The organism is Rathayibacter sp. VKM Ac-2856, from assembly GCF_013205055.1.
Classification (GTDB): domain Bacteria; phylum Actinomycetota; class Actinomycetes; order Actinomycetales; family Microbacteriaceae; genus Rathayibacter.
Window position 1 is genome coordinate 642,800 of sequence record NZ_JABMLF010000002.1, and the last position, 15,397, is coordinate 658,196.

Consider the following 15,397-nt stretch of genomic DNA (forward strand, 5'->3'; position numbering starts at 1 on the left):
TGCGGAGGATGCGCCGGGCGCTGTCGACGACGGACGAAACGATTCGTGCCTTTCCGATTCCGGACGTTCTGATCGGGGCGCAGACCGCCTAGGCTGGCCGCGAATCGTTTCGCCTCACGAGCCCGAGGAGTGGCATGGACGCCGCCCGCACCGCTGCCGCCGACACTACCGCCGCCGCACCCGCCGGGGCCGCCGCGCCCGTGGAGGCCGCCCCGCCCGCCGCCGCCGCACCCGCCGCCCCGCCGTCGCACCGCACCCTCGCGAGCGGCCGCCGCATCCCCGCCATCGGCGCCGGCACCTTCGGCTCCGACCGCTACGACGCCGAGACCGTCGGCCTCGCCGTCGAGCACTCCCTCCGCGCCGGCTTCCGCCTGCTCGACTGCGCCACCGTCTACGGCAACGAGCCGCGCGTCGGCCGCGCGATCGCCGACTCCGGAGTGCCGCGCGAGGACCTCTTCGTGATGTCGAAGATCTGGAACGACGCGCACGAGCCCGCGGCCGCCGTCGCCTCCGTCGAGCGCTCGCTCGAGGACCTCGGCCTCGACGTCCTCGACGCCGTCTTCGTGCACTGGCCCTTCCCCAACCACCACCCGCCGCACGCCGAGACCGACGCTCGCGACCCGGCCGCGCGCCCCTACGAGCACGCCGCGTTCCTGCGCACCTGGGCGGCCCTCGAGTCGCTCGTCGACCGCGGCCTCGTCCGCCACCTCGGCACCTCGAACGTGACGATCGCCAAGCTCGAGCGGATCCTCGCCGACGTGCGCATCGCCCCCGCGCTGAACGAGATGGAGCTGCACCCCTGCTTCCAGCAGCCGGAGCTCTTCCGCTACTGCCTCGACCACGGCGTCCAGCCCATCGGCTACTCGCCGCTCGGCTCGCCGTCCCGCCCCGAGCGCGACCGCGTCGACGGCGACCTCGTCGACATCGAGCACCCGTCCGTCCAGGCGATCGCGCGCGAGCGCGGCGTCCACCCGGCCGTCGTCTGCCTGGCCTGGGCCGTCAACCGCGGCCAGATCCCGATCCCGTTCGCGGTCAAGCCGGAGCAGATCGAGGCCAACCTCGCCGCCGCCTCCCTCGCGCTCACCGCCGCCGAGCAGGAGTCGCTGCGCGGCGCCGAGCGCAACAACCGCCTGATCAAGGGGCAGGTCTTCCTCTGGCCGGGCAGCTCCGACTGGCTCGACCTGTGGGACGCCGACGGCACGATCCCCGGCTGGGGCGGCTACGGCTCGCCCGCGCTCTGAGATGGCGACCTACAAGGACCTGCGGCAGGCGACCGGGCTGTCGCTCTCGACGATCTCGAAGCACTACAACGGCCTGCCGGTGCGGCCCGAGAACGCCGCGGCGATCGAGGCGGCGGCCGAGGAGCTCGGCTTCCGCGTCAACGGCTTCGCACGCGGACTGCGCTCGCGGCGCTCCCGCACGGTCGGCGTGCTGCTGCCGGCGCTCGACAACGAGTTCCACCTCTCGATCATCGCCGGGCTCGAGCACGCCCTCCGCAGCGACGGCATCGGCGTGCTGATCGGCGTCAGCCTGCCCGAGCCGGGCGCCGCCGTCGGGATGCTGCTGCAGAAGATGGTCGACGGGATCGTCGCCGTCCCGACCGCGGGCGACGTCGCGGCGCTGCGCAGCGCGTCCGCCCAGGGCACGCCCGTGGTCACCGTGGACTGGGTCGACGAGGCCCTCGAGACCGACCGCGTGGTGCTCGACAACCGCGGCGCCGGCTCCTCCGCGGCCCGGCTCCTCGCCGACCACGGCCACCGCGCGATCGCGGTGCTCGGCGGCGATCCGGACGTCTCGACCACCCGCGAGCGCACCGCCGGGTTCCTCGACGAGCTCGCCTCCCGCGGCCTCGAGCCGCCCGCGGTCGAGCTCGGCCCGCTCACGCTCGAGAGCGGCGTCGCGGCGATGGAGCGGATCCTCGCCCGCCGCGAGCGGCCGACCGCCGTCTTCGCGAGCAACCGCGAGCTGACCATCGGCGCACTGACCGCGCTCGGCGACTCCGGCCTCCGCGTCCCCGCCGACCTCTCGGTCGTCGGCTTCGACACCGTCGAGCTCGCCCGGGTGGTGCGGCCGCGGCTGACCATCGTCGCCCAGCCCACCGACGCGATCGCCGCCGAAGCCGCAGCGCTCATCCGTCGTCGGCTCGACGGCGGCGCCGAGCCGTTCGAGACGCGCACCCTTCCCAGCCGGCTCCTCGCCGGCGCCTCCGTCTCCCACCTCCACCCCACCCCCTAGGAGCACCATGCTGACCACGACCCTCCTGCACCCCGAGATCCTGCACGCGCTCGCCCGCGCCGGCCACGGCTCCCGCATCCTGATCGCCGACGGCAACTACCCCGTCGGCACCACGCTCGGCCGGAACTCCGCGCTCGTGCACCTGAACCTGCGCCCGGACATGCTCACCGTCGACGAGATCCTCGACGCGCTGCTCACCGCCGTCATCGTCGAGGAGGCGACCGTGATGACGCCGGCCCCCGGTCTCGACGTGCCCGCGCAGGACGTGTTCCGCGCCACCCTCGAGGGCGTCCCCTTCACCTCGGTCGAGCGCCACGCCTTCTACGCCGAGGCGCGCACCGACGACGTCGCCCTCACCATCGCCAGCGGCGACCGCCGCATCTACGCGAACCTCATCCTCACGATCGGCGTCCGCCCCGCCGACGCCTGAGCCGGGCCGCGTGCCCGTCCGCCCCACCCACCCACCCTCCAAGAGTTGCGGTAGTCGCCGCCGACTACCGCAACTTCCGAGGACTCGCACCCGGGTGAGCCGTCGAGCCTCCAAGAGTTGTCGTAGTGGGCGCGCGAGTACGACGACTTTCGCGCACTCGGGGGCGAGGAGACCCGCGCGTCAGGGCAGCGGCGCCTCGATCCAGCGCGGCGCCGGCAGCCCGGTCGCGCCCGGGCGCGCGAGCCAGAGCGCGCCCGCGAGCGGGTACCGCGCCTTCTCGTCGGCGGAGAGATCGCGCGAGGCGGACGAGATCACGGCGATGTCGAGCGCCTCGCCCGCGAAGGCGATGCTGGACGCGTGCGGCGCGTCGATCGCGATGCCCTCGCCCTCGAGGCGCCGGCCCTCGGAGTCGTAGACGCGCACGCCGCTCCCGCCCCAGACCGAGCACCAGAGCCGGCCATCGGCGTCGACCGTCATGCCGTCGAGGAAGACGCCCTCCTCCGGCTCGAGGAAGGTCTCGCGCGGACCGTTCACGCCGTCGACGTACGGGCGCCGGTAGACGACGCCCGACTCCGTGTCGACCGAGTACATCACCGAGCCGTCGGGCGACCAGCCGAGGCCGTTCGAGAGCCGCAGGTCGTGGTCCAGCACGGTGACCGCGCCGTCGTGCTCGATCCGCAGCAGCACGTCGTCGCCGACCGACTCGCCGAGCGTCAGCGAGCCGACGACCAGCCGGCCCTGCGGATCGATCGAGCCGTCGTTGAAGCGGTGCCCCTCGGGCAGCAGCTCGGAGCCGCGGGTCAGCGAGCCGTCGACCTCGAGGATCGCGAGGCGCCGCGTCAGCGCGACGAGCACGCGCCCGTCGCCCAGCGGCAGCGCGCAGCCGACCTGCTCCCCGACGTCCGAGCGGGTGATTGCCCCGATCCCGTCGTCGGTCAGCGGAGCCGACAGCACCGCGCCCGCCTCGATGTCCACCCAGGTGAGCCGCCCGGTCGCCCCGTCCCAGACGGGCCCCTCGCTGAGGACGTACGGAGGAGTGCCGGCGGGCGTCGCATCGATCATCCCTCCACGCTACCCACCGCCCCTGTCCCCTCCCACCCCTGCCCCTCTTCCGCGAGATGCCACTTGTGCGCGCGACACGCCGTCAAAAGCGTGCACAAGTGGCATCTCGCGGCGCGCGACGGGACGCCGGGCGCGGGGATACACCCCGCGAGCACGCGCTGGCAAGGGGTGCATAGCCCGGCGATGCTCGGGTCTATCGTCGTCTCGCCGCGTCCGGGACAGTGCTCGTCAGCAGCGCCGCCGGGGCGACAGGAAGGCGCGAGCCATGTCGACCGACACCGAAGAGCGCGGCCCCGTCCGGAGCCTCGTCCCCGCCCGCATCGACCGGCTGCCGTGGACCCGCTTCCACTGGTCGATCGTCGTCGGCCTCGGCTTCTCCTGGGTGCTCGACGGCCTCGAGATCCAGATCGTCGCGAGCGCCGGCTTCGCGAAGGAGTTCGACCTCTCGGCCGCGCAGGTCGGCGTGCTCGGCACCGTCTACCTCGTCGGTCAGATCGCCGGCGCGCTGATCTTCGGACGGCTGAGCGACAGGCTCGGGCGGCGGAAGCTCTTCATCCTGACGCTCGTGATCTACCTCGTCGCGAGCGGCCTGGCCGGACTCGCGCCGAACTACCTCTTCCTCGCCGTCTTCCGCTTCTTCGCGGGGATGGGCATCGGCGGCGAGTACGCGGCGATCAACTCCGCCATCGACGAGCTGATCCCCTCCAAGTACCGCGGCCGCGTCGACATCGCCATCAACGGCACCTACTGGGGCGGCGCCGCGCTCGGCTCCGCGGCGAACCTCTTCTTCCTCAACGACGAGCTCTTCGCCGAGAACGTCGGCTGGCGCCTCGGCTTCTTCCTCGGCCCCGTGCTCGGACTCGCGATCATCTATCTGCGCCGGCACATCCCGGAGAGCCCGCGCTGGCTGATGACCCACGGCCGCGAGGAGGAGGCGGAGCGGACGGTCGACGAGATCGAGCGCCGCGTCGAGGCGGAGGGCGGCGTCCTCGAGCCGGTCGACGACTCGAAGGCGATCACCGTGAAGGCGACCGAGAGCATCCCGTTCCGCACCATCGCGCGGGTGCTGATCCGGCAGTACCCGAAGCGGACGCTCGTCGGCGCGACCATGATGATCACCCAGTCGTTCCTCTACAACGCCATCTTCTTCACCTACGCGCTGGTGCTGGAGAACTTCTACGACGTGGAGCAGAGCGCCGTCTCGTACTTCTTCTTCCCGTTCGCGATCGGCAACCTCGTCGGGCCACTGGTGCTCGGCCACCTCTTCGACGTGTGGGGCCGGCGGAAGATGATCTTCCTCACCTACGGCGTCTCCGGCGCGGTGCTGGCGCTCTCGGCCGTGCTGTTCAGCATGGACGTGCTGACCGCGACGACCCAGACGATCCTCTGGTGCGTCTCGTTCTTCTTCGCCTCCGCGGGCGCCTCGAGCGCGTACCTCACCGTGAGCGAGATCTTCCCGCTCGAGCTGCGCAGCCAGGCCATCTCGTACTTCTTCACCCTCGGCCAGATCGCCGGCGCCGTCGCGCCCACCCTCTACGGTGTGCTGATCGGCGACGGCAGCGACCGAGGCCCGCTCACCGTCGGCTACTTCGTCGGCGCCGCCGTGATGATCCTCGGCGGCCTCGTCGCCCTGATCTTCGGCGTCGACGCCGAGCGCCGCAGCCTCGAGAGCATCACCGAGCCCCTCTCCACGGTCCGCGACTGACCCCCCTCTCGCGAGATGCCACTTGTGCACGCGACACGCCGTGGAGAGCGTGCACAAGTGGCATCTCGCGGCGCGGGCCAGCCGAGGCGCGTACGCTGTGAGGACACCCCCGGACGCTTCGGCTACCGGACGCGAGGCCCCTTCTCCGGAAGAGGCCTCAGCTCTTCCCCCTCCACGCGGCGGGACGGTGGACGACTCCGTGGTCGTCCCGGAGCCGGTCCGGGAAGCGACTCCCCTCCAGCGCACCGCGTCGGATCCTGCGGATGTGGGCGGGACCCACCGCGAGCAACGAGGCCGACGGTCTCTCGGTCGGGGAGATCAGGCCGATCTCCTTTCCGGCGGCGTCTCGCACCATCCGGAACGCCTCCGTGAAGTCCGAGTCGTTCGAGAGCAGGAAGAACGTCTCCGCCTCGCCGCGGAACGCGTCGACGAGCATGTGAGCGGCCAGATCGACGTCCGACCCCTTCTCCTCCGTCTTCCGCACCCCCACCGTCACGAGCCGGCCGTCGCCGTCCAGTCGCACAGGATGCACCGGCATCGTCCGGCGGTCGATCCGGAACGTCCCCTCGTGGACGGTGATCCGCGGAGAGGTCCGCAGAGCCCGCACGTACGCCTGCTGCCGTGCAGGTGCCTGAGGATCGGTCCCGAGCGTCGCCCTGATCATGGCGGTGAAGTACCGGACTCGCACAACGTCGAAAGTCGGGAGCAGCAGATCGCACAGGCGGGCGACGTCGAGCCACTTCAGCTCCGGCTCTCCTTCGAGAAGCCAGCGGTAGAGGTTGAAGCCGTCGACGTAGACGGAGGCCGTGGGACGCGCCTCGTCGGTCACGACGAGCCGCAGCTCAAGGAAGGGGCACTCATCGCCGGAGGCTACCGGCCTTTGGCCACCCACCCACGCCGCGTCGCCGGACGTCGGGCGGCCACCCCCTCCCTCCCCCTCTCGCGAGATGCCACTTGTGCACGCGACACGCCGCAGAAAGCGTGCACAAGTGGCATCTCGCGGAGGGGAGAAGGGACGGGCCGGCGCGCGCGTCAGCCGACGTGGACGCCCGGGCGGCGCTCGCGGCGGGGCTCGGCGCGGCGGAGGACCTCGCGGGTGACGGGGGCGACCTCGCCGGTGCCGGTGATGAGGAAGCGGAACATGTTCGAGAGCGGGCCGCCCTCGGTCCATTCGAAGTAGACGTCGGGGACCACGCCGGTCAGGGCGCGGATCTCGAGCAGCACCGTGGCGATGGTGTTCGGGATGTTGCCGCTGGTCACCGTGAGCACGCGGAAGCCGTGGCAGACGCGCCCCTGCACGACGAGGTCCTCCTCGAAGTCGGACGAGTCGGTGGGGTGCACCTCGAGGAAGAGGACCGGGCCGCGCATCGGCAGGTTGCTGTCGCGCTGCTCCTCCGCCAGCTTGTCGCGGTACTCGCGCTCGGAGCCGTCGTCCGGCTCGTTCGCGAGGATGCGGATCACGCCGTAGTCGTCGGCGTCGGTGCTGAGGAAGTCGAGTGCGACGGCGTCGAAGGTCACCGACGTCGCGCGCAGCTGGAACGACCGCTGCACCCGCGAGACCAGCGACACCACGAGGATCCCGAGGATGAACAGGCTCGCGATCCGCACGCCGTCCGGCCGCTCGACCACGTTCACGACCGTCGTGTAGACGAAGACGAGCGCGATGACCGCGAAGCCGATCGCCCGCTTGGTCTGCTTCTTCCGCTTCGCGGAGAGGAACACGGCGACGGACGCGGACGTGATCAGCACCAGCACCCCGGTCGCGTACGCGCCGCCCTGCGCGTCGACGTCGGCCCGGAAGAGGATCGTGATGAGGAACGCGACGGCCGTGAAGACCAGCACCAGCGGGCGCACCGCCGCGGCCCACTGCGGCGCCATCCCGTAGCGCGGGAGGTAGCGCGGCACGATGTTGAGCAGCCCCGCCATCGCCGAGGCGCCCGCGAACCAGAGGATGCAGATCGTGCTGACGTCGTAGGCGGTGCCGAACGCGTCGCCGAGGTACTCGTGCGCGAGGTAGGCGAGGGCGCGGCCGTTGGCCTGCCCGCCCGGCTGGAACTCGGCCTGCGGGATCAGCAGGGTCGTCACGAAGCTCGAGGTGATCAGGAACGTCGACATCGTCACCGCGGCGGTGATCAGCAGGCGCTTCGCCCCGCGGATCCGGCCGGCCGGGGCCGCGTCCGTGTCGCTCGCGTCGCCGCGGATCTGCGGCATCACCGCCACGCCGGTCTCGAAGCCCGACAGCCCGAGCGCGAGCTTCGGGAACACGATCAGCGCGATGCCGACCATGATCAGCGGATTCCCGTGCTGCGTCGTCAGCGCCGACCACCAGTTCCCGATCACGACCGGGTTCTCGGCGACGTGCGCGATCGCGACGACGATGACGACCGCGTTCAGCAGCAGGAACACCGCGACCAGCACGACCGCGATCGAGATCGCCTCCTTGAACCCGCGCAGGAAGACGATCGCGAGCAGCGCGACCAGGCCCAGCGTCAGCGGCACCTCCGCGCCGTGGAACCAGGCCGGGGCGAACGGGTTCTCCACCGCGTGCGCCGTGGCGTCGGCCGCGGACAGCGTGATGGTGATCATGAAGTCGGTCGCCGCGAAGCCGAGTAGCACCAGCACGAAGAGCTTGCCGCCCCACCAGGGCAGCAGCCGCTCCAGCATCGCGATCGAGCCCTCGCCGCGGAAGCTCTCGCGCGCCACGCGGCGGTAGACCGGCAGCGCGCCGAACAGCGTCAGCAGCACCAGGACGATGGTCGCCAGCGGCGAGACGAGGCCGGCGGCGAGCGCCGCGATGGCGGGCTGGTAGCCGAGCGTGGAGAAGTAGTCGACGCCGGTCAGGCACATCACACGCCACCAGGAGTGCGTCTTCCCGGTGGTGGAGTGCGGGCCGGGGTGGGTGCCGGAGTCGTCGCGCAGCCCTTCGAGCAGCCACGCCTTCACGCCGCCGCGGCGGGCGGAGGCGAGGGGCGAGGGCTCGAGGGCGTCGGCGTCACCGCGGACGAGGGAGGAGGTCACTGGACGTGTCTACTCGGCGGAGGCGGCTCGGGAGCCGAGAACGCCCGGATCCCTACGGTTCCCTAACGGGCAATCCGTGGGCGGCGCCGCGTCGGAGGGTGCTCACGAGGGCCACCGGTGCACGAAGAAGGCTGGACGGCCGGATCAGCCCGAAAGGGGCGATCGCGGCCGTCCAGCCTCAGTCGTGCAGGGAGCGCGCGGACTACTCCTCGACGACGATCGTCGTGATGACCGGGTTGCGGCGGTGGCGGCGGGTCAGCCAGCGGCCGAGCGTGCGCGTGATCAGCTTCTCGATCGCGTCGCGGTCGGTCGGCTGACCGGCGGCCTGCAGCACCGCGTCGTCGATCGCCTTGCTGGCGTTGTCCTTCCAGCTCGGCTCCTCGACGAAGCCGCGGGTGAAGAACTCGACCGGCTCGCCGAGCGTGCCGCGGTCGAGGTCGACGATGGCGAGCACCGTGATGGCGCCCTCCTCGGCCAGGACGCGGCGGTCCACCATCGCGTCCTCGGTCGCGACGCCGATCGTGGTGCCGTCGACGAAGACGAGGTCGGCGGGGATGCGGCCGCTCATGCGCGCGCGCCCCTTGACGAGGTCGATCGAGACGCCGTCCTCGATGACGAAGACGTTCTTCTCGTCGATGCCGGTGCGCGTGGCGATCGCGGCGTTCGCCGTGAGGTGGCGCCACTCGCCGTGCACGGGCAGGACCGCGGTGGGGCGGAGGATGTTGTAGCAGTAGGCGAGCTCGCCCGCGCTGGCGTGACCCGAGACGTGCACCTTGGCGTTGCCCTTGTGCACGACGGTCGCGCCCCAGCGGGTGAACGCGTTGATGATCCGGTAGATCGCGTTCTCGTTGCCGGGGATCAGCGAGCTGGCGAGCAGCACGGTGTCGCCGGGGCCGATGTCGATGATGTGGTCCTTGTTGGCCATCCGCGAGAGCGCCGCCATCGGCTCGCCCTGCGAACCGGTGCAGATCATCACGATCTCGGTCGCGGGCAGCTTCTCGAGCACCTTCATGTCGACGACGAGGCCGGCCGGGATCTTGAGGTAGCCGAGCTCCGCGGCGATGCCCATGTTGCGGACCATCGAGCGGCCGACGAAGGCGACCTTGCGGCCGTGCTTCTGCGCGGCGTCGAGCACCTGCTGGATCCGGTGCACGTGGCTGGCGAAGCTCGAGACGACGATGCGGCGCGGGGCGGTGCGGAAGACCTGGTCGATCGCGGGGGCGAGGTCGCCCTCCGAGATGGCGAAGCCGGGGACGTCGGCGTTGGTGGAGTCGACCAGGAACAGGTCGACGCCCTCGTCGCCGAGGCGCGCGAAGCCGGGGAGATCGGTGGTGCGCCCGTCGAGCGGGAACTGGTCCATCTTGAAGTCGCCCGTGTGCAGCACGAGGCCGGCCTCGGTGCGAATGGCGACCGCGAGGCCGTCGGGGATGGAGTGGTTGACCGCGAGGAACTCGAGGTCGAAGACGCCGGCGTCGATCCGGTCGCCCTCCTTCACCGGGCGGGTGCGCGGGGTGATGCGGTGCTCGGTGAGCTTCGCGGTGATCAGCGCGAGGGTGAAGGTCGACGCGATGATCGGGATGTCCGCGCGCTCCTTGAGGAGGTACGGCACGCCGCCGATGTGGTCCTCGTGGCCGTGGGTGAGCACGATCGCCTCGATGTCCTTCAGGCGCGAGCGGATCGCGGCGAAGTCGGGCAGGATCACGTCGATGCCGGGCTGGTTCTCCTCGGGGAAGAGCACGCCGCAGTCGACGATGAGCAGCTTGCCCTTGTGCTCGAAGACGGTCATGTTGCGACCGATCTCGCCCAGGCCGCCGAGCGGGGTGATGCGCATGCCGCCCTTCTCCAGCGGCTTGGGGGCGGGGAGTTCGAGGTGGTGGCGCGCGGGCTTGGCGGTTCTGGCGTTTCGCATGGGTGCTTTCCGGTGGGGGACGTGGCGTCGTGCTGGTGCGCGCGGCCCCCGCATCGTGCGGAGCGCCTCGGCGCAGGTGGTCTGTGTGGCCCCAGGTGCTCTGGGCGGCCCGTCCGCGCTCACCCGGGTGCGTGCTCCGCGCCGCATCGTGCGGCACCGGGAGCGGTGCGGGTGGGGCGCGGGTCGCGGTGGGGAGGTGGATCCGGAGTGCTCGGATCGCTGCAGAGACCGCGGCGGCCGCGTCCAGCATGACACCATCCGCCGGGAGTTGCCCCCACTGCGCCGATTCCGGCGCGCGCCCGGGCACGCCGAAGCCCCCTCCCCGACCCGGGCGAGGGGGCTCACCCCCTCCCGCGAGATGCCACTTGCGCACGCGACACGCCGTGGAAGGCGGTCACAAGTGGCATCTCGCGGGGGCGCGGAAGGCGGGAGGGAGGGGCGGGGCGCGCGTCAGCGCAGGGAGTCGAGCACGGACTCCAGCTCGTCGACCGCGAAGTCGATCTCGGCGGCGGTGACGACGATCGGCGGGGCGAGGCGGATCGTCGAGCCGTGGGTGTCCTTGGCCAGGACGCGACGCGCCATCAGCGCCTCGCAGACGGCGCGGCCCGAGGCGAGGGCCGGGTCGATGTCGATGCCGGCCCAGAGTCCGGCGCCGCGGACCGCGACGACGCCGCGGCCGATCAGCGCCGACAGGCGGGCGTGCAGTTGCGCGCCGCGCTCGCGGGCCAGCGCCTGGTACTCGCCGGTGGCGAGCAGCTCGACGACCGCGAGGCCGACGGCGGCGGCGAGCGGGTTGCCGCCGAAGGTCGAGCCGTGCTGGCCGGGCTGGAGCACGCCGAGCACGTCCGCGTTCGCGACGACCGCCGAGACGGGCACGATGCCGCCGCCGAGCGCCTTGCCCAGCAGATACACGTCCGGGACGACGTCGACGAGGTCGCAGGCGAAGGTCGCGCCGGTGCGGCCGAGGCCCGACTGGATCTCGTCCGCGATGAAGAGGACGTTCCGGCGCGCGGTGATCTCGCGCACCGCGGGGAGGTAGTCGGCCGGCGGCACGACGATGCCCGCCTCGCCCTGGATCGGCTCGATCAGCACGGCGACGGTGTCCTCGTCGATCGCGGCCTCGAGGGCCGCCGCGTCGCCGAACGGCACCGTGCGGAAGCCGGGGGTGAACGGAGCGAAGCCGTCGCGCGCCTCCGCGTCGTCGCTGAACGAGATGATCGTCGTCGTGCGGCCGTGGAAGTTGCCGGCCGCGACGACGATGTTCGCGCGTCCCGGAGCGACGCCCTTCACCCGGTAGCCCCAGGCGCGGGCGACCTTGATGCCCGACTCGACCGCCTCGGCGCCCGTGTTCATCGGCAGGACCATGTCCTTGCCGGCGAGCGCGGCGAGCGCCGTGACGAACGGGCCGAGCTGGTCGTTGTGGAACGCGCGGCTGGTCAGCGTGACCCGCGAGAGCTGCGCACGCGCCGCGTCCAGCAGCACCGGGTGCGAGTGGCCGAAGTTGACGGCGGAGTAGGCGGCGAGGCAGTCGAGGTAGCGGCGCCCCTCGACGTCGGTGATCCACGCGCCCTCGGCGGTCGCGGCGACGACGGGCAGCGGGTGGTAGTTGTGCGCGGCGTGCGCCTCCTCCGCGGCGATCAGGTCGGCGGAACGGTCGGTCTCGGTGATGCTCATGTCGTGCCTCCTGAGGACGATCGACTCCTCGAAAGTTGTCGTACTCGAGTGGTGAGTACGACAACTTCTGCGGAGTGGTGCGGGAGCGGAGTGGTGCGGGAGAGGGTGGTGCGGGTGAGAGGGAGCGCGTCAGCGCCGGAGCTCGAGGGTGCAGCACTTCACGCCGCCGCCGCCGAGCAGCAGCTCGGACAGGTCGACGCCGATCGGGTTGTAGCCGCGCTCGCGCAGCTGGCGCTCGAAGCCGGCCGCGCGCGAGGCGATGACGACGTTGAGGCCGTCGGAGAAGGAGTTGAGGCCGAGGACCGCCGCGTCCTCCTCCGAGACGAGGATCGCGTCGGGGTAGAGCTCGCGCAGGACGCGGTTGCCCTCCTCGCTGAACGCGCTCGGCAGGTAGGCGATGTTCGTGTCGTCGAGCACGGCGATCGCGGTGTCGAGGTGGTAGAACGACGGGTTCACCAGCTCGAGGGTGACGACCTCGCGGCCGAAGATCCGGGCGACCTCGGCGTGCGAGTCGGAGGCGGAGCGGAAGCCGGTGCCGGCGAGGATCCGCTCGCCGACGAGGAGGAAGTCGCCCTCGCCCTCGTTGACCTCCTCGGGCACGCGCACGTCGAAGCCGGCGCCGCGGAACCAGTCCATGTACGCGGGGCCCTCGGGCTGGCGCTCGGGGTAGGTGAAGGAGGCGCCGTAGGCGATGCCGTCGATCACGAAGCCGCCGTTCGCGGCGTAGACCATGTCGGGCAGCCCGGCCTCGGGCTCGATCAGCTGCACGTCGAAGCCCAGCTCGACGTAGGTGTCGTACAGCGTCTGCCACTGGCGCACGGCGAGGGCCGTGTCGGTGGGGACCTGCGGGTCCATCCAGGGGTTGATCCGGTAGACGACGGTGAAGTGCTCGGGGCGGCACATCAGGATCGCCTTGGCGACGGGGGTGCGGGTCGGTGCGGCGGCGAGCACAGCGGTATCGGTCATTCGAGTCCTCCTGCGAAAGGATGCGGATGAGCGGACCGGGTCCAGTGGCTCCGTCCCCCGCCGTGGATCGTCGCGGGGTGGAGCACGCTCGTAGCCAGTCTTGCACGCGCGTATCCTGCGATTTCCGCCAGGGCACGCACGGAATCGCTCACTATCGCCGCCTCACGCGCAGGATCGCAGCGACAGCGCCGGGCCGCCGCCGGAAGGGTGGATCGACGGGCCGTGGCACCGGTGCCGCCGCCGCGGTAGAACGGGAGTCCCGACGAGAGGCGCTCCATGATCGATCGCGACGGCCTGGCGGCGTTCCTCCGACTCCGGCGCGAGGCGCTGCAGCCCGAGGACGTCGGCCTCACCCGCGGCCCGCGCCGCCGCACCTCGGGACTGCGGCGCGAGGAGGCCGCGGCACTCTGCCACATGTCCACCGACTACTACGCCCGACTCGAGCGAGGCACCGGCCCGCAGCCGTCGGAGCAGATGATCGCGGCGATCGCGCAGGGGCTGCACCTCTCACTCGGAGAGCGCGACCACGTCTTCCGGCTCGCCGGCCACCGACCGCCGGCCCGGGGCGCCGCGGGCGAGCACATCGGTCCGGGACTGCTGCGGATCCTCGACCGGCTCCAGGACACACCCGCCGAGATCGTCACCGAGCTCGGCGAGACGCTGCGGCAGACCCCGCTCGGCGCGGCGCTGCTCGGCGACGCGTCGCAGCGCACCGGGGCCGAGCGCAGCCTCGGCTACCGGTGGTTCACCGAGCCGGCGGTGCGGGAGGCCTACCCGGAGGAGGAGCGGGCGCGGCTCTCGCGGATCTACGTCGCGGGACTGCGCGAGCTCGTGACGCTGCGCGGGCCCGGCTCGCGGGCGGCAGCGCTGGTCGAGCTCGTGGCGGGCCGGAGCGAGGAGTTCCGGGCGCTCTGGGCCGAGCACCAGGTCGGGCTGCAGCCGCCGGCGACCAAGCGCTTCCTCCACCCGACGGTCGGAATGCTCGAGCTCGAGTGCCAGACGCTCCTCGATCCGGAGCAGTCGCACCGGCTCCTCGTCTACACGGCGGTTCCCGGCAGCGAGAGCGCGGGGAAGCTGGAGCTGCTGGCCGTGGTCGGCGCGCCGGCCTGAGCGCGTGGCGGCTGCGAGCCGTGGAGCGCGGATCGGTGGATCCACGGGCCCTGCCTCCGCTCGCCGCTCCGGCCGAGCATGGGATCACCACCCACCGCCACCGCACCGAGGAGTCCGCATGACCCGCAGCATCCCCATCCCCGACCTGTCCGGACGGCTCGCCGTCGTCACCGGCGCGAGCGACGGCATCGGCCGCGTCCTCGCCGGCCGCCTCGCCGCCGCGGGCGCCGAGCTGATCCTGCCCGTGCGCTCGGCCGCGAAAGGCGAGGCGGCGGCGGCGGGTATCCGCCGCGACGTCCCCGGCGCCGTCGTGAGCACGCGCCCGCTCGACCTCTCCTCCCTCCGCTCGGTCGGCGCTCTCACTGCAGGCCTGCTGGCCGACGGCCGCCCGATCGATCTGCTCGTGAACAACGCGGGAGTGATGCGGCCGCCGCAGCGCGGGCTCACGGAGGACGGCTTCGAGCTGCAGTTCGGCACGAACCACCTCGGCCACTTCGCACTGACGCTCGGCCTGCTGCCGCTGCTCGGGCGCGCCCGCGTCGTGCACCAGACGAGCATCGCCGCCCGCAGCGGCTCGATCGCGTGGGACGACCTCGACGGCGCGCGCGACTACGACGCGATGCGGGCCTACGTGCAGTCGAAGATCGCGGTCGGCCTGTTCGCGCGGGAGCTCGACGCGCGGAGCGCCGCGGCCGGCTGGGGACCGACGAGCACCCTCGCGCACCCGGGCATCTCGCCGACGAACCTGCTCGCGGCGCAGCCCGGCCTCGGCCGCGCGCGGGAGGTGCGGGGCCGGGGCCTGATCGTGCTGCTCGCACGCCTGGGCGTCGCCGAAACCGTGGAGGGCGCGGCGCAGCCCGCCCTGCTCGCGGCGACCGCGTCAGACGGCGGCGGCTTCTTCGGCCCGAGCCGCTTGATCGGCGGACCGGCGGCGCGCATCGAGCCCTGGCCGACGCTCCGCAGCGCCGACGACGCCCGCCGCCTGTGGGACGCCTCGGAGCAGCTCACCGGCGTCCGCGCCCCGGCGTGAGCGCGCGGTCCGGAGCGCCGAGTGGACGCTCGGGCCCGGCGCCGCCTCGATCGGCGTGCCCGCCCCGGGGCCGTTAGCATTCGAGCATCGTGTCCGCCGCGGCCCGCCGCGCCCAACGGAAAGCCTCACCGTGACTCCTCGCCGCCGCCGGCACCCGGCGCTCGCGCCCTCCCTCTCCCCGCTCGCGGTCGGCGCGATCGGCGGCACCCCCGCGACGCCCGCCACGACCTCCGCCGCCCCGGCCGCGGTCCGCTGACC

Annotated in this window: 13 protein-coding genes; 7 read left to right on the forward strand and 6 right to left on the reverse strand. The window is 72.4% G+C overall.

Annotation, left to right across the window (positions count from 1 at the left end):
• Positions 1-134 precede the first annotated feature (134 nt).
• Genes HQQ82_RS09895 through HQQ82_RS09905 form a run of 3 tightly spaced genes read left to right on the forward strand, consistent with a single transcriptional unit; the run spans position 135 to position 2,665 of the window.
• A complete protein-coding gene (locus tag HQQ82_RS09895) occupies positions 135-1,241 on the forward strand; it encodes an aldo/keto reductase (protein WP_173232836.1) in 1,107 nt (368 codons plus the stop codon).
• Between the two features lies 1 nt (position 1,242).
• Positions 1,243-2,235, forward strand: coding sequence for a LacI family DNA-binding transcriptional regulator (locus HQQ82_RS09900; RefSeq protein ID WP_173232837.1), 993 nt, complete (start codon positions 1,243-1,245; stop codon positions 2,233-2,235).
• Positions 2,236-2,242: 7 nt separating this feature from the next.
• Complete coding sequence (locus tag HQQ82_RS09905; RefSeq protein ID WP_173232838.1) at positions 2,243-2,665, forward strand: RbsD/FucU family protein; 423 nt, start codon at positions 2,243-2,245, stop codon at positions 2,663-2,665.
• Positions 2,666-2,845: 180 nt separating this feature from the next.
• On the opposite strand, the gene HQQ82_RS09910 is transcribed toward HQQ82_RS09905, so the two are convergent.
• Positions 2,846-3,727, reverse strand: a complete 882-nt coding sequence (locus HQQ82_RS09910; protein ID WP_173232839.1) for an SMP-30/gluconolactonase/LRE family protein — start codon at positions 3,725-3,727, stop codon at positions 2,846-2,848.
• A gap of 265 nt (positions 3,728-3,992) precedes the next feature.
• Here HQQ82_RS09910 and HQQ82_RS09915 point away from each other — a divergent pair, with 265 nt between their 5' ends.
• Complete coding sequence (locus HQQ82_RS09915) at positions 3,993-5,432, forward strand: MFS transporter (RefSeq protein WP_173232840.1); 1,440 nt, start codon at positions 3,993-3,995, stop codon at positions 5,430-5,432.
• Positions 5,433-5,589: 157 nt separating this feature from the next.
• Here the strand turns inward: HQQ82_RS09915 and HQQ82_RS09920 are convergent, their stop codons facing one another.
• The 5 genes from HQQ82_RS09920 to ddaH all read right to left on the reverse strand — a co-directional run bounded on the left by HQQ82_RS09920 (position 5,590) and on the right by ddaH (position 12,999).
• A complete protein-coding gene (locus tag HQQ82_RS09920) occupies positions 5,590-6,261 on the reverse strand; it encodes an NYN domain-containing protein (RefSeq protein WP_173232841.1) in 672 nt (223 codons plus the stop codon).
• Between the two features lie 203 nt (positions 6,262-6,464).
• A complete protein-coding gene (locus HQQ82_RS09925; RefSeq protein WP_216848512.1) occupies positions 6,465-8,279 on the reverse strand; it encodes an amino acid permease in 1,815 nt (604 codons plus the stop codon).
• A 373-nt stretch (positions 8,280-8,652) separates the two neighbouring features.
• On the reverse strand, positions 8,653-10,281 hold the full coding sequence (locus HQQ82_RS09930; RefSeq protein ID WP_216848513.1) for a ribonuclease J: 1,629 nt from the start codon (positions 10,279-10,281) through the stop codon (positions 8,653-8,655).
• 528 nt (positions 10,282-10,809) lie between these two features.
• On the reverse strand, positions 10,810-12,033 hold the full coding sequence (gene rocD / locus HQQ82_RS09935; RefSeq protein WP_173232843.1) for an ornithine--oxo-acid transaminase: 1,224 nt from the start codon (positions 12,031-12,033) through the stop codon (positions 10,810-10,812).
• 129 nt (positions 12,034-12,162) lie between these two features.
• A complete protein-coding gene (gene ddaH / locus HQQ82_RS09940) occupies positions 12,163-12,999 on the reverse strand; it encodes a dimethylargininase (protein ID WP_173232844.1) in 837 nt (278 codons plus the stop codon).
• Between the two features lie 276 nt (positions 13,000-13,275).
• Between ddaH and HQQ82_RS09945 the strand changes: the two genes are divergently transcribed.
• The 3 genes from HQQ82_RS09945 to HQQ82_RS20340 all read left to right on the forward strand — a co-directional run bounded on the left by HQQ82_RS09945 (position 13,276) and on the right by HQQ82_RS20340 (position 15,395).
• Positions 13,276-14,109, forward strand: coding sequence for a helix-turn-helix transcriptional regulator (locus tag HQQ82_RS09945; RefSeq protein WP_173232845.1), 834 nt, complete (start codon positions 13,276-13,278; stop codon positions 14,107-14,109).
• A gap of 118 nt (positions 14,110-14,227) precedes the next feature.
• Positions 14,228-15,139: an SDR family oxidoreductase gene (locus HQQ82_RS09950; RefSeq protein ID WP_173232847.1), complete on the forward strand. Its 912-nt coding sequence runs from the start codon at positions 14,228-14,230 to the stop codon at positions 15,137-15,139.
• Positions 15,140-15,269: 130 nt separating this feature from the next.
• A complete protein-coding gene (locus tag HQQ82_RS20340; RefSeq protein WP_301952435.1) occupies positions 15,270-15,395 on the forward strand; it encodes a hypothetical protein in 126 nt (41 codons plus the stop codon).
• Positions 15,396-15,397: the final 2 nt, after the last annotated feature.

Bases quoted from the DNA above. Each gene is read 5' to 3' on its own strand.
- HQQ82_RS09905 (WP_173232838.1), top strand. From the start codon at position 2,243: ATGCTGACCACGACCCTCCTGCACCCCGAGATCCTGCACGCGCTCGCC.
- HQQ82_RS09945 (WP_173232845.1), top strand. From the start codon at position 13,276: ATGATCGATCGCGACGGCCTGGCGGCGTTCCTCCGACTCCGGCGCGAG.
- rocD (WP_173232843.1), bottom strand. From the start codon at position 12,033: ATGAGCATCACCGAGACCGACCGTTCCGCCGACCTGATCGCCGCGGAG.
- HQQ82_RS09930 (WP_216848513.1), bottom strand. From the start codon at position 10,281: ATGCGCATCACCCCGCTCGGCGGCCTGGGCGAGATCGGTCGCAACATG.
- HQQ82_RS09895 (WP_173232836.1), top strand. From the start codon at position 135: ATGGACGCCGCCCGCACCGCTGCCGCCGACACTACCGCCGCCGCACCC.
- HQQ82_RS09925 (WP_216848512.1), bottom strand. From the start codon at position 8,279: ATGTGCCTGACCGGCGTCGACTACTTCTCCACGCTCGGCTACCAGCCC.
- HQQ82_RS09950 (WP_173232847.1), top strand. From the start codon at position 14,228: ATGACCCGCAGCATCCCCATCCCCGACCTGTCCGGACGGCTCGCCGTC.
- HQQ82_RS09910 (WP_173232839.1), bottom strand. From the start codon at position 3,727: ATGATCGATGCGACGCCCGCCGGCACTCCTCCGTACGTCCTCAGCGAG.
- HQQ82_RS09900 (WP_173232837.1), top strand. From the start codon at position 1,243: ATGGCGACCTACAAGGACCTGCGGCAGGCGACCGGGCTGTCGCTCTCG.
- ddaH (WP_173232844.1), bottom strand. From the start codon at position 12,999: ATGACCGATACCGCTGTGCTCGCCGCCGCACCGACCCGCACCCCCGTC.
- HQQ82_RS09915 (WP_173232840.1), top strand. From the start codon at position 3,993: ATGTCGACCGACACCGAAGAGCGCGGCCCCGTCCGGAGCCTCGTCCCC.